The sequence below is a fragment of the Paracoccus sp. NIOT.M2S5SZ12 genome, assembly GCF_057748165.1.
In genome coordinates this window covers 1-23,553 of record NZ_JBYLFR010000028.1, presented here as the reverse complement: position 1 = coordinate 23,553, position 23,553 = coordinate 1, and the positions used below count along the sequence as shown (strand labels likewise).

The 23,553-nt window shown below is 69.6% G+C and carries 24 protein-coding genes; 11 read left to right on the top strand and 13 right to left on the bottom strand.

Annotation, left to right across the window (positions count from 1 at the left end):
* Window positions 1–308: hypothetical protein (locus AC2SGK_RS17055; protein WP_488324640.1), on the top strand; the 308-nt coding region annotated here is incomplete at its 5' end.
* Between the two features lie 14 nt (window positions 309–322).
* Here AC2SGK_RS17055 and msrQ read toward each other — a convergent pair.
* The 4 genes from msrQ to AC2SGK_RS17035 all read right to left on the bottom strand — a co-directional run bounded on the left by msrQ (window position 323) and on the right by AC2SGK_RS17035 (window position 4,298).
* Entirely contained in the window at window positions 323–943 is a 621-nt protein-coding gene (gene msrQ, locus AC2SGK_RS17050) for a protein-methionine-sulfoxide reductase heme-binding subunit MsrQ (protein WP_488324639.1), read from the bottom strand.
* The gene (gene msrP / locus AC2SGK_RS17045; protein WP_488324638.1) at window positions 943–1,851 is read right to left on the bottom strand and encodes a protein-methionine-sulfoxide reductase catalytic subunit MsrP; all 909 of its coding nucleotides are present in this window, start codon (window positions 1,849–1,851) and stop codon (window positions 943–945) included. Before msrP ends, msrQ begins: the two co-directional genes overlap by 1 nt.
* Window positions 1,852–1,968: 117 nt before the next feature.
* Window positions 1,969–4,005 (bottom strand): DNA helicase RecQ, encoded by a 2,037-nt coding sequence (gene recQ, locus AC2SGK_RS17040; RefSeq protein ID WP_488324637.1) that lies wholly within the window; start codon window positions 4,003–4,005, stop codon window positions 1,969–1,971.
* Complete coding sequence (locus tag AC2SGK_RS17035; protein ID WP_488324636.1) at window positions 4,005–4,298, bottom strand: YggT family protein; 294 nt, start codon at window positions 4,296–4,298, stop codon at window positions 4,005–4,007. The genes recQ and AC2SGK_RS17035 overlap by 1 nt, the downstream gene beginning before the upstream one ends.
* A gap of 178 nt (window positions 4,299–4,476) precedes the next feature.
* Between AC2SGK_RS17035 and AC2SGK_RS17030 the strand changes: the two genes are divergently transcribed.
* The 5 genes from AC2SGK_RS17030 to AC2SGK_RS17010 all read left to right on the top strand — a co-directional run bounded on the left by AC2SGK_RS17030 (window position 4,477) and on the right by AC2SGK_RS17010 (window position 8,887).
* Entirely contained in the window at window positions 4,477–5,037 is a 561-nt protein-coding gene (locus AC2SGK_RS17030; protein WP_488324635.1) for an acyl-CoA thioesterase, read from the top strand.
* A gap of 42 nt (window positions 5,038–5,079) precedes the next feature.
* Window positions 5,080–6,450: an MFS transporter gene (locus tag AC2SGK_RS17025; protein WP_488324634.1), complete on the top strand. Its 1,371-nt coding sequence runs from the start codon at window positions 5,080–5,082 to the stop codon at window positions 6,448–6,450.
* A complete protein-coding gene (gene mepA, locus AC2SGK_RS17020) occupies window positions 6,447–7,310 on the top strand; it encodes a penicillin-insensitive murein endopeptidase (protein WP_488324633.1) in 864 nt (287 codons plus the stop codon). Before AC2SGK_RS17025 ends, mepA begins: the two co-directional genes overlap by 4 nt.
* Window positions 7,283–8,197 carry an esterase-like activity of phytase family protein gene (locus AC2SGK_RS17015; RefSeq protein WP_488324632.1) on the top strand — a complete coding sequence of 305 codons (915 nt, stop codon included), beginning with the start codon at window positions 7,283–7,285 and terminating at the stop codon, window positions 8,195–8,197. Before mepA ends, AC2SGK_RS17015 begins: the two co-directional genes overlap by 28 nt.
* Window positions 8,198–8,284: 87 nt before the next feature.
* A complete protein-coding gene (locus tag AC2SGK_RS17010; protein ID WP_411838231.1) occupies window positions 8,285–8,887 on the top strand; it encodes a VUT family protein in 603 nt (200 codons plus the stop codon).
* Window positions 8,888–9,205: 318 nt separating this feature from the next.
* Here AC2SGK_RS17010 and AC2SGK_RS17005 read toward each other — a convergent pair whose 3' ends face one another.
* Window positions 9,206–10,981, bottom strand: coding sequence for an L-lactate permease (locus tag AC2SGK_RS17005; protein WP_488324631.1), 1,776 nt, complete (start codon window positions 10,979–10,981; stop codon window positions 9,206–9,208).
* A gap of 113 nt (window positions 10,982–11,094) precedes the next feature.
* Entirely contained in the window at window positions 11,095–12,276 is a 1,182-nt protein-coding gene (gene bktB, locus AC2SGK_RS17000) for a beta-ketothiolase BktB (RefSeq protein WP_488324630.1), read from the bottom strand.
* Window positions 12,277–12,406: 130 nt separating this feature from the next.
* On the opposite strand from bktB, the gene AC2SGK_RS16995 reads away from it, so the two are divergent.
* The 3 genes from AC2SGK_RS16995 to AC2SGK_RS16985 all read left to right on the top strand — a co-directional run bounded on the left by AC2SGK_RS16995 (window position 12,407) and on the right by AC2SGK_RS16985 (window position 14,128).
* Window positions 12,407–12,790: a winged helix-turn-helix domain-containing protein gene (locus tag AC2SGK_RS16995; RefSeq protein WP_488324629.1), complete on the top strand. Its 384-nt coding sequence runs from the start codon at window positions 12,407–12,409 to the stop codon at window positions 12,788–12,790.
* Window positions 12,791–12,892: 102 nt separating this feature from the next.
* Window positions 12,893–13,477 (top strand): transglycosylase SLT domain-containing protein, encoded by a 585-nt coding sequence (locus tag AC2SGK_RS16990; RefSeq protein WP_488324628.1) that lies wholly within the window; start codon window positions 12,893–12,895, stop codon window positions 13,475–13,477.
* 63 nt (window positions 13,478–13,540) lie between these two features.
* A complete protein-coding gene (locus tag AC2SGK_RS16985; protein WP_488324627.1) occupies window positions 13,541–14,128 on the top strand; it encodes a glutathione S-transferase family protein in 588 nt (195 codons plus the stop codon).
* On the opposite strand, the gene AC2SGK_RS16980 is transcribed toward AC2SGK_RS16985, so the two are convergent.
* From AC2SGK_RS16980 to AC2SGK_RS16960, 5 genes are all read right to left on the bottom strand, one after another.
* A complete protein-coding gene (locus tag AC2SGK_RS16980) occupies window positions 14,104–15,285 on the bottom strand; it encodes a BaiN/RdsA family NAD(P)/FAD-dependent oxidoreductase (RefSeq protein WP_488324641.1) in 1,182 nt (393 codons plus the stop codon). The two genes, AC2SGK_RS16985 and AC2SGK_RS16980, sit on opposite strands and share 25 nt — an antisense overlap.
* A gap of 8 nt (window positions 15,286–15,293) precedes the next feature.
* A complete protein-coding gene (gene holA, locus AC2SGK_RS16975) occupies window positions 15,294–16,322 on the bottom strand; it encodes a DNA polymerase III subunit delta (protein WP_488324626.1) in 1,029 nt (342 codons plus the stop codon).
* A gap of 4 nt (window positions 16,323–16,326) precedes the next feature.
* Window positions 16,327–16,812, bottom strand: a complete 486-nt coding sequence (lptE, locus tag AC2SGK_RS16970) for an LPS assembly lipoprotein LptE (RefSeq protein ID WP_488324625.1) — start codon at window positions 16,810–16,812, stop codon at window positions 16,327–16,329.
* The gene (gene leuS / locus AC2SGK_RS16965) at window positions 16,799–19,339 is read right to left on the bottom strand and encodes a leucine--tRNA ligase (protein ID WP_488324624.1); all 2,541 of its coding nucleotides are present in this window, start codon (window positions 19,337–19,339) and stop codon (window positions 16,799–16,801) included. Before leuS ends, lptE begins: the two co-directional genes overlap by 14 nt.
* 70 nt (window positions 19,340–19,409) lie before the next feature.
* Entirely contained in the window at window positions 19,410–19,898 is a 489-nt protein-coding gene (locus AC2SGK_RS16960; protein WP_488324623.1) for a DUF3576 domain-containing protein, read from the bottom strand.
* 281 nt (window positions 19,899–20,179) lie between these two features.
* Between AC2SGK_RS16960 and AC2SGK_RS16955 the strand changes: the two genes are divergently transcribed.
* The gene (locus AC2SGK_RS16955) at window positions 20,180–21,199 is read left to right on the top strand and encodes a porin (protein ID WP_488324622.1); all 1,020 of its coding nucleotides are present in this window, start codon (window positions 20,180–20,182) and stop codon (window positions 21,197–21,199) included.
* A 72-nt stretch (window positions 21,200–21,271) separates the two neighbouring features.
* Window positions 21,272–21,922: a YggS family pyridoxal phosphate-dependent enzyme gene (locus AC2SGK_RS16950; RefSeq protein ID WP_488324621.1), complete on the top strand. Its 651-nt coding sequence runs from the start codon at window positions 21,272–21,274 to the stop codon at window positions 21,920–21,922.
* Here the strand turns inward: AC2SGK_RS16950 and AC2SGK_RS16945 are convergent.
* Window positions 21,919–22,395: a L,D-transpeptidase family protein gene (locus AC2SGK_RS16945; RefSeq protein WP_488324620.1), complete on the bottom strand. Its 477-nt coding sequence runs from the start codon at window positions 22,393–22,395 to the stop codon at window positions 21,919–21,921. The genes AC2SGK_RS16950 and AC2SGK_RS16945 overlap by 4 nt on opposite strands.
* A gap of 5 nt (window positions 22,396–22,400) precedes the next feature.
* The gene (gene ribA, locus AC2SGK_RS16940; protein ID WP_488324619.1) at window positions 22,401–23,402 is read right to left on the bottom strand and encodes a GTP cyclohydrolase II; all 1,002 of its coding nucleotides are present in this window, start codon (window positions 23,400–23,402) and stop codon (window positions 22,401–22,403) included.
* Window positions 23,403–23,553 lie beyond the last annotated feature (151 nt).

The window sequence follows — 23,553 nt, the reverse complement described above, 5'->3', positions numbered from 1 at the left end:
TTCGCTACCAGGCCGATATGCAAGTCTCTCGATCGTATGACGACCGAACCGCCCGCATATCTCTTCAGATATCCATCAATGTCAAAAAACAGGAGAACCAAAATCACGGAAGATGCGCCAAGCGACGCCCCATCCGGTCATCAATCCTCAAATTGTCTTCCGATCCGTCCGCGCCGCAGCGCCGTCTTCCCGGCCCCTCAAGCGTTCCCGCCTTCGGTGAAGCGGTGTTTACGGAGAGACGCCGGGGGACGCAAGCGGGTTTTGTGAAAAAAACGTGTCAGGCCGTCAGTTTTCTTTCAATCCACTGAAATCAAAGGGAACATCATGCCCTTTTCGGACGTGTCCAGGCCATGGGCCGTCGAATCACGGCCCGAGAGGCCAGCAGGACCACGATCACCGCGGCCCAGAAGATTGGCGCGATCTCGTTCACCTTGATCGCCCAGAGCCAGTGCATCGCGGCCAGGATCGCGGCCGCATAGACCAGCTTGTGCAGGCGTCGCCACGCCTGCCCCCCCATGCGCCGCAGCGACAGGTTGTTCGATGTGACCGAAAGCGCGATCAGGATGACGAAGGACAGCATCCCGAACAGCAGATAGGGGCGTTTGACGATATCGTTGGCCATCTGCCCCCAGAGCAGCCCCATATCCAGGACCACCCAGGCCAGCACATGCGGCAGCGCATAGCAGAAGCAGATCACCCCGATCGCGCGGCGGAACCGCATCAGCGACACGCCGGTCAGGCGCAGGAGCGGCGTGACCGCCAGCCCGCCGATCAGGAAGTAGAGCGCGGTTTGCCCCAAGCGATGCTCGACCTCCTGCACGGGATCGACGCCCAGGCCGCCCATAAGGATGTCCCACAGCAGGACCGCGAAGGGGATCGCCCCCGCCAGCCAGACCGCCCAGATCGGGATGCGCCGCAGCGCGTCGTTGATGCTCCGCACCATCAGTAGTTCACCGTCAGGTCCATCCCCGCATAGAGCGAGGCGACCTGATCGCCATAGCCGTTGAACATCTGCGTCTCCTTGCGCCCGCCGAACAGGCCCGCGCCGATCACGCGTTCGGTGGCCTGGCTCCAGCGCGGATGGTCCACGGTGGGGTTCACGTTCGCATAGAATCCGTATTCGTTCGCCTGCAGCTGCTTCCAGGTGTTGACGGGCTGATCCTCGCGCAGGTGGATGCGTACGATCGACTTGATCGACTTGAAGCCGTATTTCCAAGGGACCACCAGACGGATCGGCGCGCCGTTCTGGTTGGGCATCGGTTGCTCGTAAAGGCCCGTGGCCAGGATGGTCAGCGGATGCATCGCCTCGTCCAGGCGCAGCCCCTCGCGGTAGGGCCAGTCCAGGATCGCGCGCTGCTGGCCGATCATCTCCTCGGGGCGGACCAGGGTCTCGAACTCGACGTACTTGGCCGATGGCTGCACGCCGACCTTGGCCAGCACCCCGGCCAGCGGCACGCCGATCCAGGGGACCACCATCGACCAGGCCTCGACGCAGCGCAGGCGATAGATGCGCTCCTCCAGCGCGTTGTCGGGGGCCAGATCCTCGACGCCGTAGCTGCCGGGGCGGTCCACCAGACCGGTGATCTCGACCGACCACGGATCGGTGGTCAGTGCGCCGGCATTGCGGGCCGGGTCCTCCTTGCCGGTGCCGAACTCGTAGAAGTTGTTGTAGTTGGTGATCTCCTCGAAGGTGTTCGGCGTCTCGTCCGTGGACAGGGGAGAGGGCCGGGCGTTCAGCCCTTGCGCGCGCGCTATCCCCGGCAGGACCGCCGCGGCGGCGCCTGCCGCGATGAACGACCTCCGGTTCAGGAACATCGAATAGGGCGTGACGTCAGACCAGTTCAGTTTCATGCTGTCCTCCGATCGGGCTGGCCCCGTGGGGCGTGACCATCAGGTTATCGCATGATCCACGCGCCGCGTTGCGCAAATGGTGCATCACGTTCGGTTGAGCCTTATGGCCCGCGCCGATCAGTCCGCCCGCTCGATCTCGGTCAGGAAGGCCGCGCCAAAACGCTCCAGCCGGGCCTCGTCCAGATGCCGGGACAGGGCATCGGGGCTGGCGGGGCGGCTTTCGGCGATGCGGCGCAGCTGGGCGGTGGAACAGGACAGCGGCTTGTCCGTGCCGTCGGGGCCACGCTGCAGGTCCAACTGCACCGCCGTCAGCCGGTCGAACAGCGCGCCCTCGGGCCGCCCGGCCAGCGCGCGGCGCGCCGGGTGCATCTCAGGCTGCGCCCCCGCGATCACCTCCAGGAAGGCGCGGCCGAAGCTCTCCAGCTTCTTGGCGCCCACGCCGCCGAGCCGCGCCATCTGGTCCAGGTCCTGCGGCCGCTTCTCGGCCATCTCGATCAGGGTGCGGTCGGGGAAGATGACATAGGCGGGCACCCGCGCCGCCTCGGCCAAGGCGCGCCGCTTGGCCTTCAGCGCGGACAGAAGCGGCTCGTCCTCCTCCGACACCTGGGTGCGCAGGACATTGGCGGGCTTGGCGCCCTTGGTCGTGTCCTCGCGCAGCGTCACGCTCTCCTCGCCGCGCAGGATCGGATGCGCGGTCTCGGTCAGGTGCAGCGCGCCGTGGCGCTCCGGGTCGGGGCGGCACAGGTCCAACCCCATCATCTGCCGGAAGATCGCCTGCCACTGCCCGCGCCCGTGTTCACGCCCCACGCCGAAGGTCGGCAGCTGGTCATGGCCGCGCTCGCGCACCTTGTCGGTGGTGGTGCCGGTCAGGATGTCGATGAGGTGGCCGCTGCCGAACCATTCGCCGGTGCGCACCATCGCGGACAGCGCCTTCCGGACCGCCAGCGTGCCGTCGAAGAGCTTGGGCGGGGTCTGGCACAGGTCGCAATTGCCGCAGTCGCGGTCCATCTCCTCGCCGAAATAGGCCAGCAGGCGGCGGCGGCGGCAACCCGTCGCCTCGGCCAGACCCAGAAGCGCGTTCAGGCGCGCATGATCGCCGGCCTTGCGGGCGCTGTCGCCCAGGCCCTCGTCGATCTGGGTGCGGCGCAGGCGGATGTCGTCGGGACCGTAGAGGGTCAGCGTATCCGCCGGATCGCCGTCGCGGCCCGCGCGCCCGATCTCCTGATAGTATCCCTCGATGGATTTCGGCAGGTCGGCATGCAGCACCCAACGGATGTCGGGCTTGTCGATGCCCATGCCGAAGGCCACGGTCGCCACGACGATCAGCCCGTCCTCGGTCTGGAACCGCGCCTCGGCCTCGCGCCGGGCCTCGGCCTCCAGCCCCGCGTGATAGGCGATGGCCGGATGCCCCGCCTCGCGCAGCGCCTGCGCCAGGCTCTCGGTCCGCGCGCGGGCGCCGCAATAGATGATGCCCGACTGACCCCGGCGCGCGGCGGCATAGGCCAGGACCTGCGTGCGGGGGCTGTTCTTGGGCTGGAAGGCCAGTCGGATGTTCGGCCGGTCGAAGCCGCGCAGAAAGGTCACCGGGGCCTGTCCGTCGAACAGGCGGGTGACGATCTCGGCCCGCGTTTCCACGTCCGCAGTGGCGGTGAACGCCGCCAGCGGCACGTCCAGCGCGCGCTTCAGATCGCCGATGCGCAGATAGTCGGGGCGGAAGTCATGGCCCCATTGGCTGACGCAATGCGCCTCATCGACCGCGATGGCTGTGACGCCCGCCCGGCGCAAGAGGGTCACCGTGCCGCCCGAGGCCAGCCGCTCGGGCGCCATGTACAGCACCTTCATCCGCCCCTCGGCGATGGCCGCGAACACCGCGTCCGTCTCGGCCTCGGTATTGCCGCTGGTCAGCGCCCCGGCCTCAACCCCCGCCTCGCGCAGCGCGCGCACCTGGTCGCGCATCAGCGCGATCAGCGGGGATATGACCACCGTCACGCCGTCCCGCATCAGCGCGGGCAGCTGGAAGCACAGCGACTTGCCGCCGCCCGTCGGCATGATCGCCAGCACGTCGCGGCCTGCGGCCACCGCCTCGACGATCTCTTGCTGTCCGGGGCGGAAGCCGTCGAATCCCCAGACCTGGCGCAGCAGGTCCGCTGACATCAAATACCGTAGAAGAAGCCCGCGTTGTTCGCCAGGGCGCGCTGCGCGATGATGATGGCGATGAACACGATCAGCGGGGCCAGGTCCAGCCCGCCCAGATCAGGCAGCATGCGCCGGATCGGGCGATAGATCGGCTCAAGCAGGCGGTTCAGCCCGTCCCAGATCTGCGCGACCAGCGGCTGACGCAGGTTCAGCACCTGAAAGTTGATCAGCCAGGACATGATGATGTGCACGATCATGATGAACCACAGGACCTGCAGGATCAGTTGCAGGGCTTCGTACAGGGTTCCCATGGTCGTCTCCTTGGCTGCGCGCGCGTTCGGGCCCTGTATGGCCGCGCGTAAGACAGGACGCAAGCGGGGCGCGACCGGATGCCGCCGCGTCCGGCTTGACGCCCGCGTGATCGCGGGCCACCCACGGGGCAGAAAGAAAGGCCACGCCCCGAAAGGCCTGCTGACGAAAGGCCCCGCCATGTATCCGCTGATCCGCTTTGCCAAGGAACTGGTCAAGTTCCGCAACGCCCCCGCCCTGGACCCCCTCGGCACGCATGTGTCCACGCATATGTGCTGGCCGTGGGACCTGGACCCCTGGTGGGAGCTGAACAACGGCCGCACCCTGACCCTGTTCGATCTGGGCCGCATCCCGCTGGCGCGGCGGACCGGGCTGGTGCCGGTGCTGCGGGCGAATGGCTGGGGCATCACGGTGGCGGGCAATTCGACCCGCTATCGCCGCCGTGTCCGGGCCTTCGAGCGCTTCACCATGATCTCGCGCACCGTGGGCTGGGACGCGCGCTTCGTCTATATGGAGCAGTCCATGTGGAAGGGCACCGAATGCTGCAACCAGGTGATGATCCGCTCGGCCGTGACCTCGGCCCAGGGAATTGTCGCGCCGGCCCGCGTCATGGAGGCCCTGGGCCACGGCCCCGACAGCCCGCCCCTGCCCGACTGGATCGCGGCCTGGATCGCGGCGGACGCGACGCGGCCCTGGCCGCCCGTCATCCCGGATGACGCGAAACTTCACTTGCCACTCTGACGGTCCCTGTCCCTTATGGCGGAAAAGGCCATGGGGGACGGCATGACGGGCGATCGCAGGCGCATCTGGGGCTGGTGGTTCTTCGATTGGGCCAGCCAGCCCTATCACACGCTGCTGCTGACCTTCATCTTCTCGATCTACTTCGCCGAGGTCGCGCGCACGCATTTCATCGCCCAGGGCATGGACGCCATGCAGGCGGGCGCGCAGGCGCAGGCGCTCTGGGGCTACGGGCTGGCGGTGGCGGGCGCGGTGATCGCGATGGCCGCCCCGGTACTGGGCGCGGTCGCGGACAGTTCCGGTCGGCGGCTGCCCTGGATCTGGGTCTTTTCGGCCTTCTACGTCATCGGCGCGGCGGGGCTGTGGAGCCTGACGCCCGACCAGCCGCCGCTGGTCCAGGCGGTGGTGCTGTTCGGCATCGGCCTGATCGGGGTCGAATTCGCGACCATCTTCACCAATGCCATGCTGCCGGGGCTGGCGCCGCGCGCCGATATCGGGCGGATCTCGGGCTCGGGATACGCCTTCGGCTATCTGGGGGGCGTGGTGGCGCTGGCCGTCATGCTGCTCCTGTTCGCCGAGACGCCCACGGGCCGCACCCTGCTTGGCATCCCGCCGCTGTTCGGCCTGGACCCGGCCGCGCGCGAAGGCACGCGCTTTGTCGGTCCCTTCACGGCGCTCTGGTATGCGGTCTTCATGCTGCCCTTCCTTCTCTGGGTGCGCGATGCGGGGCCGGGGCGGCCGATCCGCGTGGGGGCCGCATTGCGCGACCTCTGGGCGCTGATCCGCAGCCTGCGGCACCGGCGCAGCCTGGCGGCCTGGCTGGCCTCGTCGATGTTCTCGCGCGATGCGCTGAACGCGCTTTACGGCTTCGGCGGGGTCTATGCGGGGACGGTGCTGGGCTGGCCGGTCTTCCTCGCGGGCGTCTTCGGCGTGGTCAGCGCCGTCTCGGCCGCGGTGATCAGCTGGCTGGGCGGGCGCGCGGACCGCGCCTTCGGGCCGCGCGCGGTGATCGTGGCGGCGATCCTGGCGCTGATGGCGGTCTGCCTGCTGCTGGTCGGCATGGACCGCACATCGGTCTTGGGCATCCCCACGCCCGACGCGATCCTGGGCGACCTGCGCCTGCCCGACCTGATCTTCTTCGCCTGCGGGGCGGTGATCGGGGGCGCGGGCGGCGCGCTGCAGGCGGCCAGCCGCACGATGATGGTGCGCCACACCAGGCCCGAGCGCGCGACCGAGGGCTTTGGCCTCTATGCGCTGTCGGGCAAGGCGACGGCGTTTCTGGCGCCCTTCCTCATCGCGCTGACGACCGATCTGACCGGAAACCCGCGCATCGGGTTTCTTCCGCTGATCGTGATCTTTCTTGTCGCGCTGGTTCTGCTAGTCTGGGTCGACCCCGAAGGAGAGGCCCGCCCGTGATCCGCAAGACCCTGACCGCCGCCGCCGTCCTGATGGGCCTGGCCCTGCCGGCCTCCGCGCAATCGCTGGCCAAGGACGTGTTCGGCGCCTTCCGGACACCCTCGGCGGGACCCGCCGTCTCGATCGGCAACTATTCCCAGGGCTGCGCGCAGGGGCTGGTCCAGATGCCCGAAAGCGGACCCAGCTGGCAGTCCATGCGCCTGTCGCGCGACCGCCACTGGGGCCACCCCGAGATGATCAGCTTTCTGCAGGGCCTGTCGCGGGCCGCGCAGCAGGCTGGTTGGCAGGGCCTCTATATCGGCGACATCAGCCAGCCGCGCGGCGGGCCGATGACCTCGGGCCATGCCAGCCACCAGATCGGGCTGGATGCCGACATCTGGATGCTGCCGCCCCCCTCGCTGCGCCTGACGCCGCAGCAGCGCGAAAGCCTGTCCTCGGTCTCGGTCGTGGCCAATGGCGGCACGGCGCTGTCGGGCAACTGGACGGGCGCGCACATGTCCATCATGCGCGCCGCCGCCCGTGATCCGCGGGTCGAGCGCATCTTCGTCGATCCGGTCGCCAAGGTCGCCATGTGCCAGATGGAGACCGGCAACCGCGACTGGCTGCGCAAGATCCGGCCCATCAACAACCACGACTATCACTTCCACGTCCGGCTGAACTGCCCCGCCGGGTCGATCTGCCAGCGGCCCAACCCGATTCCCGCGGGCGACGGCTGCGCCGAGGCGCAGGAATGGGTCAACATCCGCATCGACCCCAGCCGCGCGAAACCCTCGACCCCGGACCCGGACTATCGCCACCCCCGCACCTACCGGATGAGCGACCTGCCCAGCCAATGCACCACCGTCGCCTCCGCGCCCTGAGCCTGGCCCTGACGGCGGCGCTGACCGCGCCGCCGGCCATGGCGGACGCGGTGCTGGACTATGTCGGCACCTATATCTGGTCGCGCGACGAGGCCGGCTTCGGCGGCTTCTCGGGGCTGGAGATCGGCCCGGACGGGCGCAGCTTCCATGCGCTGACCGACCGGGCGCATCTCTACTGGGGCCGGATCGAGCGGGACGACCGCGGCATCGTGCGCAGCATGGCGGTGGCCGGGCGCGCCAATCTGCGCGACAGCAAGGGCCAGCCCCTGCCCCCCGGCTATACCGGCGACAGCGAGGGGCTGGCGATCGGCCCGGACGGGCGCATCCATGTCAGCTTCGAGGGGTTGAACCGCGTCGCCGCCTATGACGGGCCCGACGCCCCGGCCACGCCGCTGCCGTCCCTGCCCAAGCTGCCCGGCATCGGCACGAACAGCGGGCTGGAGGCCCTGGCCGTCGCCGATGACGGCACCCTTATCGCCATTCCCGAACGCTCGGGCGCCGAGAAGCGGCCGTTCCCGGTGCTGCGCTTCGACGGCGCCTGGAGCGAGCATGCCCGGATCCGCCGCGATCCGCGCTGGCTGGTCGTGGGCGCCGATTTCGGCCCCGATGGCTGGCTCTATGTGCTCGAGCGCGACTTTCGCGGCATCTTGGGCTTTGCCTCGCGCGTGCGCCGGATGCAGCTGACGCCGGGCGTCGTGCAGCAGGACGAGATCCTGCTGGAGACGCGCCCCCTGCAATACGACAACCTGGAAGGCATCGCGGTCTGGGACGACGGCATCGGCATCCGGCTGACGATGATCTCGGACGACAACTTCCTGTTCGTCCAGCGCACCGAGATCGTCGAATACCGCCTGCGCGAGGACCGGGCCTCCGCCATGCGGAATTGACAAGCGGCCCGCGACGGGCGTATGGCGCGCGCTGCCCCCGCCGGGGGCCGAGTTCTTCCGCAACCTTCGCAAAAACGGAAATGACCGATGACCCGCTTCCTGCCCGGCATCCTTGCCATGGCCGCCATCGTCATGGCCTCGAACGTCCTCGTGCAGTTCACCGTGGCCGACTGGCTGACCTGGGGCGCCTTCACCTATCCATTCGCCTTCCTGGTGACCGACGTGATGAACCGCGTGCATGGCGCGGCCGCCGCGCGCCGCGTCGTGCTGGCCGGGTTCGTGACCGGCGTCGCCTGGTCGCTGATCGCCGCCGGGCTGGACGCGACCACGCTGCGAATCGCCGTGGCCTCGGGCACGGCCTTCCTGGTCGCGCAGCTGACCGACGTGGCCATCTTCGACGCGCTTCGCGGCGGGCGCTGGTGGAAGGCGCCGCTGGTCTCGACGCTGGTCGGCTCGGCGCTGGACACGGCGCTGTTCTTCGGGCTGGCCTTCTCGGCGGCGCTGCCCGCCGACGTCAACACGGGCTGGGCCAACGAGGCGGTTCCGCTGCTTGGTCACGGACCGGTCACCGCGCTGTGGGTTTCGCTGGCAACTGCCGACTGGCTGGTCAAGCTGGGTCTGGCCCTACTGGCGCTTGTGCCGTTTCGGATCATCGTCCGCAATTTGTTGCGACCTGCCGCAGAAAGCTGATTGACAGGACGCCGATCTGTGTCAGCCTGTCATTACAGCAATCTTTTGAAAGGAGGTGGTCCAGTGTCTAGAGTGATAGTGGAGAGACGTTTCGGAACAGTCGGGGGGACCGCGGCCTGAGGGCAGACCCAAAGGTCACCACCCCTGGTTGGGACCGGACCTCCGTCCGCCCCTAACCGGACCATCTCCTTGGATCTCGCGGGCCGCCTTCTTGCTGGGCGGCCCGTTCCTTTTGGCCTGACCCCTCTGCGCGGGAGGCCGCAACCAAACGGGGGCGATGCCGCGGCACCGCCCCCCTCGCATTCATGATGACGCGCCTCAGGTCCGGCGCGGCTGCGCCAGGGGGGCGCTGCGGTCGCGGTTGGCGCGCATCGCCGCCACGACCACCACCGCCCAGACCAGCGCGGCCAGCCACCACACCCCGCCGCCGATCAGCGCCATCCCGATCAGCCCCGCCTGCACCACATAGTATGCCATGGTGATCAGCGTCTTGCGGATCAGGTCGCCCTCGCGGTCGGTCAGGCCGACCACGGCCGAGGCCGCGACGACGTTGTGCACGCAGATCATGTTGCCCGCGGCCCCGCCCACGGCCTGCAGCACCACGACGATGGTGATGCCTGCCAGATCCAGCCCGATCCCCTGCGCGGTCGAGAACTGGAACAGCGCGAACATCATGTTTGACACGGTGTTCGACCCCGCGATGAAGGCACCCAGGGCCCCCACGATCGGCGCGAACAGCGGCCAGGTCGCGCCGGTCGCTGCGGCCATGCCCTCGGCCAGGGTGATCGGCATGGACAGCATCCCCTCGGACCCCGAGTTGATGAAGACCTGCACCATCGGCACGGCCAGCAGCAGCGCGGGCGCCGCCGCCAGCATCGTCCGCCCCGAGATCGACCAGGCCCGCGCATAGGCCGCGCCCTTCATGCGGAACAGCGCGACCGAGATCAGCGAGGCAATGATCATGATCGTGCCCGGCGAATAGGCGAACTGCGCCGTGGCGTTGATGCCCGATCCGAACAGGTCGCGCAGGGCGATGGTGGTGTCCGGCCCGGTCAGCCATGCCTTCAGCGGCGCGATGGTGCGCGTCATCACCAGCAGCCCCGCAACGATGACATAGGGCATCCAGGCGGTGATCAGCCCGATGCGCCGGTCGTCGGGACCCAGCTCGGCCTGGTCGGGCTCCAGGTTGCCCTGCCAGCCCTCGCCCCATTGCGCGCGCGGCGGAAAGTCGAACCGGTCCGAGGGCAGGAACCATCCCGCCCGCGCCGCCGGCACGACGATCATCAGGCCGATCAGCCCGCCCAGCAGCGACGGGAATTCCGGCCCCAGCACGCGCGCGACCAGCAGATAGGGCAGCGTGAACGCAAGGCCCGCGAAGATCGCGAACTTCCACGCCCGGAAACCTTCCGCAAAGCTGCGGCTCTGCCCGAAGAAGCGGGTCAGCATGCCCACCATCAGCAGCGGGATCAGCACGCCCACCAGCGCATGGACCAGCGCCACCTGCGCGCCCACGACGGGCACGTATTCGGCCAGGGTCATCGGCGCGATGGCGGCCTCGACCTCGGCGCTGTTGGACAGGCCGGTATTGACGCCGACCAGCATCGGCGTGCCGACCGCGCCGAAGGACACGGGCGTCGACTGGATGATCAGCGTGACCATGACCGCCGCCATGGCCGGAAAGCCGATGGCCAGCAGCAGGGGCGCCGCAACCGCGGCCGGCGTGCCGAAGCCCGATGCCCCCTCGATCATGGACCCGAACATCCACGCGATGATGATGGCCTGGATGCGCCGGTCGGGCGAGATGTCGGTGAAACCGCGCCGGATCGCCCGGATCGCCCCCGATTCCTGCACCGTGTAGAGCAGCAGGATCGCCCCGAACACGATGTAGAGCAGCGTGACCGCCGTCACCAGCCCGTTGACCGTGGCGCCCGCGACCCGCGCCAGTGGCGCCTCCCACAGCACCAGCGCCAGCCCGACCGTGACCAGATAGGCCGCCAGCATCGCCAGCTTCGCCGACCGCCGCATCACGACCAGCAGGACAAAGACCACCGCCACGGGCAAGGCCGCGGCGATGAAGTACACTCCCTGTGACACCCCGTTCTCCTCCTCGAATTGTCTGCGCCAGTCGGGACAAAAACGGGACGGATTGCAAGAAAAAACCGGTCTGGAAACCAGACCGGTTGCGCAAACAGGGTCGGGACGGCGCGTCAGTCGCGGCGGATCGCGATGGCGATGCCCTGGCCGCCGCCGATGCACATGGTGATCAGCGCAGTGCGCCCGCCGCTGCGCTCCAACTCGTGGATGGCCTTGACCATCAGGATCGCGCCGGTCGCACCGACCGGATGGCCCAGGGCGATGGCGCCGCCGTTCGGATTCACGCGGGCCGGGTCCAGACCCAGGCCCTTGTTCACCGCCAAGGCCTGCGCGGCAAAGGCCTCGTTCGATTCGATCACGTCGAAATCGCCGGCCTTCAGCCCGGTCCGCGCCATCAGCGCCTCGACCGCGGGGACCGGGCCGATGCCCATGACCTCGGGGCGCACGCCGGCCACGGCATAGCCCAGGATGCGCGCCCGCGGGGTCAGGCCCGCACGTTCGGCGGCCTCGGCCCGAGCCAGGACCAGGGCCGCGGCGCCGTCGTTGATGCCGCTGGCATTGCCCGCCGTGACGCTGCCGCCCTTCTGGAAGACGGGCTTCAGACCCGCCAGCTTCTCCAGGCTGGTGTCCTTGGGATGCTCGTCCGTGTCGAAAGCCACCATGCCCTTGCGCGACTTGACCTCGACGGGCACGATCTGATCGGCGAAATACCTCGCCGCGATGGCCGCTGCCGCGCGGCGCTGCGATTCCATCGCGAATTCGTCCTGCTGTTCGCGGGTGATGTCATGTTCGGCGGCCACGTTTTCCGCCGTGACGCCCATGTGGCCGGTGCCCATCGGGCAGGTCAGCGCGCCGGTCATCATGTCCAGCATGACCTGATCGCCCATCTTGGCGCCGAACCGCGCCGACGGCACGACATAGGGCGAGCGGCTCATGCTCTCGGCGCCGCCCGCGATGGCGAAATCGGCGTCGCTCAGCATCAGCGCCTGCGCCGCGGACACGATGGCCTGCGCGCCCGACCCGCACAGGCGGTTCACGTTCATCGCGGGCGTGGTATGCGGGATGCCCGCCTCCAGCATGGCCACGCGGGACAGGTACATGTCGCGCGGTTCGGTGTTGATCACATGGCCGAAGACCACCTGACCGACCTGATCGGGGGCCAGGCCCGCCCGCTCCAGCGCGGCGCGGGTGGCGGTCGCGGCCAGCTGGATCGGCGGGATGGCCGCCAGGCTGCCCCCGAAGGTGCCGATGGCGGTGCGGGCGCCGGACAGGATGACGATATCGGATGCGGACATGGCAGGGCCTCCTCTTGCCTTCGGCGCGCAGTCTAGGGCGCGCGCCGCCTGCCGCAACCCGTGCCGTCACGGCAAATTGCGCCCGGCCGGGCAAGGCGCTATGTTGCGCAGGAATAACGAGAGAGCCCCCATGACCCAGACCGCCCCCCGGCTGCGCATCAAGCTGCGCCTGGAATACGATTCGCCCCTGATCCTGGGTCCGGGCAAGGCCGAGCTGCTGGCCCGCATCGGGCGGCTCGGCTCGATCTCGGCCGCCGCGCGCGAGATGGGGATGAGCTACAAGCGCGCCTGGACCCTGGTCGAGGAGATGAACACCGCCTTTGCCGATCCGGTGATCGACAGCGCGCGCGGCGGCGTCAAGGGCGGCGGCGCGACGGTCACCGCGACTGGACAGCAGGTGCTGTCGCATTACCGCGCGCTGGAATCGCTCCTGCGCGAGGTGGGGGCGGCGGAGCTGATGGCGCTGAACGCGCTGCTGCGCCCCGAGACGGGCGCGGACCCCGAGGATGCCTGAGCGATCGGCGGCCACCGGCCAGCTTCCGGCTTTGTGATTTCACAGGGCGGTGATTCCGGCTAGACTTTGGCAAAAGCCTAGAACAATCGAAACGAGGGCAGAATGAACAGGCTCCTGAAGCTGGCCATCGTCGGCCTTGTCGCCTCATGCGGGGGTGGCGGGAATTTCAGTGCGCCGCGCCAGCTGGACAACGCATGCGCCATCGCCGCCGAACGGCCCGCCTACATGCGCGCCATGCGCCAGACGGAACGCAAGTGGGGCGTGCCGGTCCATGTGCAGATGGCGACCCTGTATCAGGAATCGAAATTCATCGGCGACGCGCGCACGCCGCATCAATATGCCCTGGGGGTCATCCCGATCGGCCGGCAGAGCAGCGCCTTCGGCTATTCCCAGGCCCTGGACGGCACCTGGGAGGAGTATCAGCGCGCGACCGGCAACCGCCGCGCCCGCCGCGACAGCATCCGCGACGCGACCGACTTCATGGGCTGGTACATGCATGGCAGCCAGCAGCGGCTCGGCCTGTCGAAGCATGACGCGACCTCGCAGTACCTGGCCTATCACGAAGGACGCGGCGGTTTCGCGCGCGGCAGCTTCCGCCAGAAGAGCTGGCTGATGCGCGTCGCGGCCGGGGTCGGCCAGCGGTCCGAGATGTACCGCCAGCAGCTGGCCTCCTGCCGCCGGCGCTGATCACCGCCGCTTGACGGGGCGCGCGGGCCGAGGCCTTCTGTCGGCAGAGGACAGGAGGACCCTATGTATCGCGTCATCGGCATATCGAAATCCCGCGCGTTCCGCGTGCTGTGGATGCTGGAGGAGCTGGGCCAGGACTATGAGCATGTCCCGGCCAATCCGCAGAGCGACGGCGTGATTCCGTTCAACCCGGCGGGCAAGGTTCCGGTGCTGATCGACGACGGCACGCCGATCACCGATTCGACCGCGATCCTGACCTATCTGGCCGACCGCCACGGCGACCTGACCCATCCGGCCGGGACGCTGGACCGCGCGCGTCAGGACAGCCTGACGCAGTTCCTGCTGGACGAGTTCGACGCCGCCCTGTGGCTGGCCGCGCGCCACAGCTTCATCCTGCCGCCCGAGATGCGCCTGGCCGCGATCAAGAACACCCTGCGGTGGGAGTTCGAATCCAGCCAGGCGACGCTGGTGCGGCGCATGTCGGACGGGCCGTTTCTGATGGGCGACCGGATGACCGTGCCGGACGTCATCCTGGCGCATTGCCTGGACTGGGCGCTGTCGGCGCGCTTTCCGGTGACCGAACACCGGCTGACCGAATACATCGACCGGATGCGCCAGCGCCCCGCCTATCGGCGCGCCGCCGCGCGCTGAAGGTGTCGGGCGGCGCCCTCGCCGGCGCGCCGCCCGGTCGCCAGGCAGGCGGTCAGCAGATAGCCCCCGGTCGGCGCCTCCCAGTCCAGCATCTCGCCCGCGGCGAAGACGCCGGGCAGGGCGCGCAGCTCCAGATCCCCGGTCAGCCCCTCGGCGCGGATGCCCCCCGCGCTGGAGATCGCGCGGTCGAGCCCCATCGGACCCGCATGGCGCAACGGCAGCGCCTTGGCACGCCCGGCCCAGGCCTCGGGCGTGGCGGCGGGCGGGCCGCCCCATTCCAAGAGCAACGCGACCCGCACCGGATCGCCCAGCACCCGGCGCAGCCAGTTGCCCAGGCTCAGCCGTCCGCGCGGCTGCGCAAAGCGCCGCATCAGCGCGGCCGCGTCCAGATCGGGGGCCAGATCTACGGTCCCCGGCGCCCCGTCGCGCAGGGCGGCGGCCACGGCATAGACGCCCCCGCCCTCGATGCCCTGCGCGCCGATGACCCATTCGCCGCGGCTGACCTGACCGCCGGCATGGAGGGCCACGCCCTTGACGGCCTGGCCGAACTGCCGGGCCATGGCCTCCGACCAGTCGACGCGGAACCCCATGTTCGCCGGCCGGAAGGGCGCGACCGGCACCCCCGCCTCCGCCAGGAGCGGCACCCAGGCCGCATCCGATCCCAGCCTGGGCCAGCTGGCCCCGCCCAAGGCCAGGACGACCGCGCGGGGCCGCAGGACCTCCGGTCCCGCCGGGGTCTGGAATTGCCAGCCGTCCTCCAGCCCGACCCACCGCCAGCGCGGGCGCAGATCGACCCCACCCGCCGCCAGCCGCCCCAGCCAGGCCCGCAGCAGCGGCGAGGCCTTCATCCCCACCGGAAAGACCCGCCCCGTCGATCCCGCGAACAGCGCGATGCCCAGACCCTCGGCCCAGGCCCGGACCTGCGCCGGGCCGAAGGGGCCGTCCGCGGTGCGCAGCAGGTCGGGCGCGTCGATATGGTCCGCGAAGGCCCCAAGCGGTTCGTCGCGCGTCAGGTTCAGACCCGACTTGCCCGCCATCAGGAACTTGCGCCCCAGGGACGGCATCGCGTCCGCCACGACGACGCGGCGGCCGGGCGCCATCAGCACCTCGGCGGCCATCAGCCCGGCCGGGCCGCCGCCGATGATCAGCGCGTCGATGTCCCCGCTCACCGCCGGCCCCGCGGCTTCATCACCAGCCGCAGGAGCGCACGTTCCACCAGCGGCATCTGCGGCGCGCGGCTGGAGGAGCGCAGCGCCATGTCCGTGGACAGCAGCAGCGCCACCGCCTCCTCCAACGGCGCCATGCCCCAGCTCTGCGCCTGCCGCGCCATGCGGTCGCGCCGGGGGCCGAAGACCGGGGGCCGGGCACGGGCCAGCGCGACCGCCGGTCCCGCCGGGTCGGCCGCGGCCAGATGCAGCGCCCGGAAATGCCGCAGCGCCGCGATGCACAGGGTCACCGGGGCGATGCCCTGCTGCGCGATGCGCCGCATCAGCGGGCCGAAATCGCCCTCGCGCCGTTCGGCGGTGCAGTGGATCAGCTCGTCCAGATCGGCCTCGATCGTGGCGGGGGCCAGCAGCGCGATCTCCTCGACCGTCAGCGGCGTCGGATCGCCGTGCTTGTAGAGGCCGATCTTCTCGATCGTCTGGCGCAGATCGCCCGGGTCCAGCGCGCGCGCCAGCAGCATCATCTCGCGCAGCGCGTCGCGCGGCACCTCGCGCAGCCCCGCCTCGGCCAGCCAGCGCGCGACCTCCTCCTCGCCGGGCGGGTCGTCATAGATGGGCGCGCAGACCGCCTGGCCATGCGTCTCGAACAGCTTGCGCAACGCCGACGACTTGGTCAGCACGCCCGCCGTGACCACGATCACCGCATCGCCCTGCCGCCAGCCCTCCAGCGCGGACCGCACCGCGTCGGCCGCCTGGTCGGTCGCCTCCTCGACCACGACGGCGCGGGGGCCGGGAAAGAAGCCCACCTCGCGCACCGCATCGACCAGCTGCGCCGGATCGCGCTTCAGCCCGCCGCCGGGCATCCGGGTCAGGCGCATCTCCTCGTCGGCGCGCTCGCCCAGAAGGGCGCGGACCGCCTCGGCCCGCTTCAGCGCGACGCGCATCGGGTCCTGCCCGTGGATCAGCAGGCCGGGCCGCGACGGATCCGGCCGGGCCAGATAGCGCGCGATCTCGGCTCCCTTCAGCAGCACCGGCTCAGCCCGGCAGCCGCGTCGCCGCCGCCAGCAGCCGCGTCACCACCTGATCGGCCAGCATCAGCGCCAGCCGCTCGCGCGCATCGCCCTCGGCCGCCAGCGTCGAGATGGTCGTGCCGGTCGTGGAATAGGAGGTGAAGCTGCTGACCCGGCCGCGGGTGATCTCGGCCCCGTCGGGACCGGTCAGCACGAAATCGGCGGTGCCGTTCAGCGAATAGCGCGTCGTGACCTCGTCGGGCGTGATCGCCTGCGACACGACGCCCGCGCTGATGCGATAGTCCAGATCATAGACCGCCGCATCCTCGGGACCCAGACGCTCCGCCAGGCGGCGGTTGAAGACGAAGTCCAAGGGCGTCTCGGGGTCGCGCGAGCGGACCTTGCCGAACAGCCGCCCGCCCCCGCCCGCCGGCCCGTAGACCGGCGTCAGCCCGCATCCCGCCAGCGCCGCCAGCGCCAGCAGGGCCGCGCGGCGGTCAGGCGACCACATTGACGATCCGCCCGGGCACGACGATCAGCTTCTTGGGCGCCGCGCCCTCCAGGAACCGCTGCACCGTCTCGTCGGCCAGGACCAGCGCCTCGATCTGATCCTTGGGCATGTCCTTGGGCACGGTCACCTCGGCACGGCGCTTGCCGTTGATCTGGATCGGCAGGGTCACGCTGTCATCCTCCAGCAGGGCCGGATCGGCCTGCGGCCAGGCCGCATCCACGACCATGCCCTGCCCGCCCGAAATCGACCAGACCTCTTCGGCCAGATGCGGCACCATCGGCGCCATCAGCTGCGCCATGATGCGCAGCACGGCGCGGCGCGCCTCGCCCCCGGCCTGCGACCGGCCCACCGCATTGGCCAGCTCATAGAGCTTGGCGACGGCCTTGTTGAAGGCGAACCCCTCGATGGCCTTCGTGACATCCGCGATGGCGCGATGGGCGGCGCGGGTCAGGGCCGGGTCGTCGCCGCCCGCCTCGGGGGCCTCCTCGGCCAGGCGGAAGACGCGGGCCAGGAACTTGGCCGCGGCCTCGGCCCCGGCGGCGGTCCATTCCACGTCGCGCTCGGGCGGGCTGTCCGACAGCATGAACCAGCGCGCGGTATCGGCGCCGAAGCTGCTGACGATATTGACCGGATCGACGACGTTCTTCTTCGATTTCGACATCTTGGCCGAGGGGATGATCTCGACCGGGGCGCCGTCGGCCAAGCGGCCGTCGGTCACGTCCTCGGGCAGGTGATAGACGGGACGGCCACGCGCGTCGGTGGTCTTGTAGATCTCATGCGTGACCATGCCTTGCGTGAACAGCGCATCGAAGGGCTCCTTCGCGGCCTCCGGCAGGTGGCCCGTCCTGACCATCGCGCGCGCGAAGAAGCGGGAATAGAGCAGATGCAGGATCGCGTGCTCGATCCCGCCGATATACTGGTCCACGTTCATCCAGTAATCCGCATCCGCCCGGTCGGTCGGCGTCTCCGCCCCCGGCGACGTGAAGCGCGCATAATACCAAGACGAATCGACGAAGGTGTCCATCGTGTCGGTCTCGCGCCGCGCGGCGCCGCCGCATTTCGGGCAGCTCGCCTGACGCCAAGTCGGGTGGCGGTCCAGCGGGTTGCCCGGCACGTCGAACGTCACGTCCTGCGGCAGCAGCACGGGCAGGTTGGCCTTCGCCTCGGGCACCGTGCCGCAGGTCTCGCAATGCACGACCGGGATCGGACAGCCCCAATAGCGCTGCCGCGAGATGCCCCAGTCGCGCAGGCGGAACTTGGTCACGCCCTCGCCATAGCCCTCGGCCTCGGCATGGGCGATGGCGGCATCGACCGCGGCCTCGCCGGTCTGGTCGGCCGCGCCCGCGAACCCGCGCACATAGGTCACGACCTCGGTCTTGGCAGGCACGAAGGGCGCCGCCGCCACCAGCGCATCGGCCTCCTGCACCGACATGCCCGGCTGACCGAAGGTCGCGCGGATCGGCAGGCCGTATTTTACCGCGAATTCGTGGTCGCGCTCGTCATGCGCGGGGCATCCGAACAGCGCGCCGGTGCCGTAATCCATCAGCACGAAATTCGCGATCCAGATAGGCAGGCGCCAGTCCGGGTCCAGCGGATGCGCGACGCTCAGGCCGGTGTCGAAGCCCAGCTTGGGCGCGGTCTCGATGGCCTCCTCGGTGGTGCCGATGCGCCTGCATTCCTCGCGGAAGGCCTCGATCTCGGGGCGGCTGGCGGCCAGCTCCTTGACCAGCGGATGATCCGGCGACAGCGCGACGAAGCTCGCCCCCATCAGCGTGTCGGGGCGGGTCGTATAGACCTCGATCGCCTCATGGCCCGCGGGCGCATCGACCGTGGCAAAGCGGAACTGCAGGCCCCGCGACCGGCCGATCCAGTTGGCCTGCATCAGGCGCACCTTCTCGGGCCAGCCCGTCAGCCCGTCCAGCGCCTCCAGCAGCTCGTCGCTGTAATCGCTGATCTTGAAGAACCACTGCGTCAGCTCGCGCCGCTCGACCGTGGCGCCCGACCGCCAGCCCTTGCCGTCGATCACCTGCTCGTTGGCCAGCACGGTCATGTCGACCGGGTCCCAGTTCACCTGCGCCGACTTGCGCGTGATCAGCCCCGCCTCCAGCATGTCCAGGAACAGCGCCTGCTGCTGCGCCACATAGGCGTCGTCGCAGGTCGCGAATTCGCGGCTCCAGTCGATGGACAGGCCCAGGGGCTTCAGCTGGTCGCGCATCGTCGCGATATTGGCATAGGTCCAGTCGCGCGGATGGCCGCCCTGCTCCATCGCGGCATTCTCGGCGGGCATGCCGAAGGCGTCCCAGCCCATCGGATGCAGCACGCTGAAGCCCTGCGCACGCTTGAACCGCGCCACCACGTCGCCCATCGTGTAGTTGCGCACATGGCCCATGTGGATGCGCCCCGACGGATAGGGGAACATCTCCAGCACATAGTATTTCGGACGCTCGTCGCGGATGGCGGTGAAGCTGCCGGCATCGGCCCAGGCCTTCTGCCAGCTGGCTTCGCTTGTCGCGGGATCATAGGGCATGGGGAACCTCGGGCATCGTTCGTTGCCCGCAGGGTCTATACGTCCGGCCCCTGCGGGTCCAGATGCGGCCTTACAGACGGCCGTCCTGGATGCGCAGCTGACGGGCGCGGGTCAGGATGGCGTCCTCGACCGCGCGGACGGTGCCGGGTTCCACCGCGACGCCGCCGGGACCCTGCAGCGACAGGCGCAGGCTGCGCGCGTCCAGCGCCGGGTCGCTGATCTGGATCGTGGCGCGATAGGACCGCCCGCCACCCGGCGGCGTGCCGTAGCCGGTCTGGATCACCCCGGTGAACGGGTCCACCGTCTGCACCGGCAGAAAGTTCAGCACGTCCAGGCTGGCATTCCACAGGTACTTGTTGACGCCGACCATCTGGTCGGGATTGCCCCCGCGGATGAACAGGTCCTGGATGCGGGTGGTGCGGGCGGTCGGACGCATGTCGGGGCCGTCGAACATCGTGCCGCCCGCAGGCTGCGTGCTGCGCCCCGAACCGCCGCAGGCGGCCAGGCCCGCACACAGCGTCGTGACGATCATCAGGCGCGCGGCGCGTGCATAGGTCATCCCAGTCCCCCGAAGGTCAGTGCTCTGGCCGCCAGCATTAGCCCGGATCGCCCCCCCGAAACAAGCGCTTTGGCCCGCACGCGACGCGGCCCGGCGCCAGCAGAAAAAGGGGCGCGGGGCGTGATCTCACGAAAGTGTGGCGCAAGTGCATCACGGAAATGGGCAAAGAAATCAGCGACGGCTTGATTCCGTTGCATCACAATCTCGAAAGGGTGAAACCAATCGCATACCCAGGGCGGGACCGCCGACTTGGGCAATAGAGAGACAAGAGGGAACACACCATGAAAAAGGCTCTGATCGCCTCCACCGCGCTGGTCCTGTCCGCAGGCGTCGCCGCCGCCGACGTCACCATCTCGGGCTATGGCCGCACCGCGGTCGACTATCAGGACGACCGCGACCAGGAGGCCCAGATCTCCGCTCGCGTTCGCCTGAACATCCACGCCACCACCTCGACCGATCAGGGCGTCGACTTCGGTGCCCGTCTGCGTGCGCAGTGGGATCAGGGCGATGCGGGCATCGACTCGATCGCGCCGGGCCAGATCTACGTGACCGCCAGCGGCTTCACCGTCGCCGTGGGCAACGTCGGCACCGCCTACGACAACGCCGGCCTGATCTATGAATCGGAAGTCGGTCTGATCAGCCGTTCGTACGGCAACTCGGAAGGCGCGTTCTTCGCCTATGCGTCGAAAGCCTACGGCTCGAACACGCTGCGCAACGAGTGCGACATCGAGAACCCGGATGCGCCCTGCGACATCATCTCGGAAAACCAGACCCGCAACCGTCTGGGCGTCTCGGTCGAGTATGCGGTTGACGCGCTGACCGCCCGCTTCTCGTATGTCGACTCCGACCAGACCAACGCCCGCAACGACGCTGGCGACCTGATCGTCACCAACGAAGACGAACTGGGCATCTCGGTCGACTACGACTGGAACGACATCGCCCTGTCCGCCGCTGCGGTGAAGGACGGCGCCGGCATCGACGGTAACGACCAGTACTTCGTCGGCGCCTACTACACCCTGCCGGGCACCGAAAACGGCGTCGGCCTGAACTGGCTGGACAACGGCACCGACGGCACCGACGATCTGGGCAAGACCATCGTGCTGTACGGCGACTATGTCGTCGCGCCGCTGACCACCCTGTCGGCCTACATCGCCAACAACAACGCTGACGGCAACGAGACCGACAACGCGTTCGGCATCGGCGCCAAGTATGACCTGGGCGGCGCCTACCTGGCCGGCTCGCTGGAGCGTGGCTATCAGGAAGAAGTCCGCGGCGACTTCGGCGTCCGCTTCGACTTCTGATCCTTCGCGATCGACCATCATCTGAAAGAGCGGGCCTTGCGCCCGCTCTTTTCTTTTTGTCATGGTGGGGACATGGCACTGGACGACATCACCCGCCGCATCCGCGCGGCCGAAATCGCCGCCGGCCGCGCGCCCGGCAGCGTCACCCTGATCGCGGTCAGCAAGCTGCAGCCCCCCGAGCGGGTCGAGGCGGTGCTGGACGCCGGCCACACCGTCTTCGGCGAGAACTACGTCCAGGAGGCGCAGGGCAAATGGCCCGCCTGGATCGCGGCCCATCCGGGCGTGTCGGTCCACATGATCGGCCCGCTGCAGTCGAACAAAGCCCGCGCCGCCGTGGCGCTCTTCGACGCGATCCACACGCTGGACCGCGTGACGCTGGCGCGCAAGCTGGCCCAGCAGATCGCCGAACAGGGCCGCAGTCCCGATCTTTTCGTGCAGGTCAATACCGGGGACGAGCCGCAGAAGGCCGGCATCCTGGCGGATGAGCTGCCGGGCTTCCTGGCGCTCTGCGCCGATCTGGGCCTCGCGCCGCAGGGGCTGATGTGCATCCCGCCCGACGGCATGGACCCCGCGCCGCATTTCCGCCTGCTGGCCGATCTGGCCCGCGATCACGGCCTGACGGGCCTCTCCATGGGCATGAGCGCCGATTTCGAGACCGCCATCGCCCATGGCGCGACCCATGTGCGCGTGGGCTCGGCCATCTTTGGCGCACGGACGGTCTAGCGCACCAGGATCGGCGTGCCCGGCGCCGCCCGGCGCGCGATCCAGAGCAGGTCGCGCCGCGCGAAGGCGATGCAGCCCTCGGTGCCGTAACCCGGGCGGCGCCACTGATGCAGGAAGATCGCCGATCCGCGCCCCGGCACCGCCGCCGCGTTCCAGTCCGTCGTCAGGACCAGGTCATAGAGCGGATCGGCCCGCCGCAGCCGCTCATGGCTGGCCGCCAACGGCGCGCGGACATGCCGGTTGTAGGCCGCATGGTCCGGGTCGTCGCACCACAGATCGCCCGGCCCGATCGCCCTTGCCCAGGGTGCCGGGCGGGTCAGGCGATCGGGGCGGTACCACAGCCCGGTGACGCGGTGGCGGCCCGCCGGGGTGGCGTGGTCGCCCTCGCGCTTGTCCGCGGTGATCCCGGCGCGGCCGATGCTGCAGGGGATCAACCGGCCCAGAAAGCGCAGCCCCTGCGGGGTGAGGACCATGCCGCTCACAAAAGATGCCCCGACTTGGCGGCCTTGACGTCCAGATAGGCAGCGTTGTGACGGTTCGGCGGCACGACCAGCGGCACCCGTTCGGCGACCGCGATTCCATGGGCCCGCATCATCGCCACCTTGCGCGGGTTGTTCGTCATCAGCCGCACCGCACCGAAGCCCAGACGCCGCAACAGCGCCGCGCCGATGCGGAAGTCGCGCTCGTCATCCTCGAAACCCAGGCGGTGGTTCGCCTCGACCGTGTCGAAGCCCTGATCCTGCAGGGCATAGGCGCGCATCTTGTTGGCCAGCCCGATCCCCCGCCCCTCCTGGTTCAGATACAGAAGCACCCCTGCCCCCGCCTGCCCCATGGCCGCCAGCGCGGCGTTCAGCTGGGGGCCGCAATCGCATTTCAGGCTGCCCAGCACGTCGCCCGTGAAACAGGCCGAATGCAGCCGCGCCAGGACCGGCGCGTCGCGGGGCGGATCGCCGATCTCGACGGCGTAATGCTCCTCGGCGCCGTCGTCGGGGCGGAAGATGTGCAGCCGCGACCGCTCCGCCGCCAGGATCGGCAGGCGCGCGGCCGCGACCGGGGCCATGGCCGCCTCGGCCGCCAGCTCCGCCAGCGTGGGCCCGGGCGGCAGCGCGGTCAGGCCCGGCGGGGCGGGGGCCGCGACCAGCAGCATCGCGGGCAGCAGCTGCGCGGATTTCGCCAACGCCAGCCCTGCGCGATGGGCCGCCGTCCCGCCCTCGCGCAGCGCGATCAGCGGGCCCTTCATCGGCGTCATCAGGTCGCCCGCCGGATCGGCCAGCGCCCGCAGCCAGGCCAGATCGGCCCCCGCGGGCACCGCGACCCGTACCAGATCGCCGTCATAGGCGCGCGCCTTCAGCGTCTCGGCCCGCCGCGCGGTCAGGACCAGCACAGGCGTGCCCAGGGCGCGCAGATCGGCCAGCCGGGGGGGCGACAGCGTCTCGACCGCGGCGGCCAGATGGTCGCCCAAGGCCACCGGCAGGCCCATGCGCAGATCGGCGCGGGCGCGGGCGATGGTCTCGGACAGGGTGGGGATCAGGCTTCGGTAACGGGGTCGTCTCAGTCAAGCCATTTCACGCATGCGCCGTCGTCCGCGAATTGGCGGTTTCAGGTTTGTTATGATCGTCGCACGTCTGGCA

What these genes read in the sequence shown, in the direction of transcription:
- msrQ (WP_488324639.1), bottom strand. Translation starts at nt 943, where the DNA reads ATGGTGCGGAGCATCAACGACGCGCTGCGGCGCATCCCGATCTGGGCG.
- msrP (WP_488324638.1), bottom strand. Translation starts at nt 1,851, where the DNA reads ATGAAACTGAACTGGTCTGACGTCACGCCCTATTCGATGTTCCTGAAC.
- recQ (WP_488324637.1), bottom strand. Translation starts at nt 4,005, where the DNA reads ATGTCAGCGGACCTGCTGCGCCAGGTCTGGGGATTCGACGGCTTCCGC.
- AC2SGK_RS17035 (WP_488324636.1), bottom strand. Translation starts at nt 4,298, where the DNA reads ATGGGAACCCTGTACGAAGCCCTGCAACTGATCCTGCAGGTCCTGTGG.
- AC2SGK_RS17030 (WP_488324635.1), top strand. Translation starts at nt 4,477, where the DNA reads ATGTATCCGCTGATCCGCTTTGCCAAGGAACTGGTCAAGTTCCGCAAC.
- AC2SGK_RS17025 (WP_488324634.1), top strand. Translation starts at nt 5,080, where the DNA reads ATGACGGGCGATCGCAGGCGCATCTGGGGCTGGTGGTTCTTCGATTGG.
- AC2SGK_RS17015 (WP_488324632.1), top strand. Translation starts at nt 7,283, where the DNA reads ATGCACCACCGTCGCCTCCGCGCCCTGAGCCTGGCCCTGACGGCGGCG.
- AC2SGK_RS17010 (WP_411838231.1), top strand. Translation starts at nt 8,285, where the DNA reads ATGACCCGCTTCCTGCCCGGCATCCTTGCCATGGCCGCCATCGTCATG.
- bktB (WP_488324630.1), bottom strand. Translation starts at nt 12,276, where the DNA reads ATGTCCGCATCCGATATCGTCATCCTGTCCGGCGCCCGCACCGCCATC.
- AC2SGK_RS16995 (WP_488324629.1), top strand. Translation starts at nt 12,407, where the DNA reads ATGACCCAGACCGCCCCCCGGCTGCGCATCAAGCTGCGCCTGGAATAC.
- AC2SGK_RS16990 (WP_488324628.1), top strand. Translation starts at nt 12,893, where the DNA reads ATGAACAGGCTCCTGAAGCTGGCCATCGTCGGCCTTGTCGCCTCATGC.
- AC2SGK_RS16985 (WP_488324627.1), top strand. Translation starts at nt 13,541, where the DNA reads ATGTATCGCGTCATCGGCATATCGAAATCCCGCGCGTTCCGCGTGCTG.
- lptE (WP_488324625.1), bottom strand. Translation starts at nt 16,812, where the DNA reads ATGTGGTCGCCTGACCGCCGCGCGGCCCTGCTGGCGCTGGCGGCGCTG.
- leuS (WP_488324624.1), bottom strand. Translation starts at nt 19,339, where the DNA reads ATGCCCTATGATCCCGCGACAAGCGAAGCCAGCTGGCAGAAGGCCTGG.
- AC2SGK_RS16960 (WP_488324623.1), bottom strand. Translation starts at nt 19,898, where the DNA reads ATGACCTATGCACGCGCCGCGCGCCTGATGATCGTCACGACGCTGTGT.
- AC2SGK_RS16955 (WP_488324622.1), top strand. Translation starts at nt 20,180, where the DNA reads ATGAAAAAGGCTCTGATCGCCTCCACCGCGCTGGTCCTGTCCGCAGGC.
- AC2SGK_RS16950 (WP_488324621.1), top strand. Translation starts at nt 21,272, where the DNA reads ATGGCACTGGACGACATCACCCGCCGCATCCGCGCGGCCGAAATCGCC.
- AC2SGK_RS16945 (WP_488324620.1), bottom strand. Translation starts at nt 22,395, where the DNA reads ATGGTCCTCACCCCGCAGGGGCTGCGCTTTCTGGGCCGGTTGATCCCC.
- ribA (WP_488324619.1), bottom strand. Translation starts at nt 23,402, where the DNA reads ATGGGCCTGCCGGTGGCCTTGGGCGACCATCTGGCCGCCGCGGTCGAG.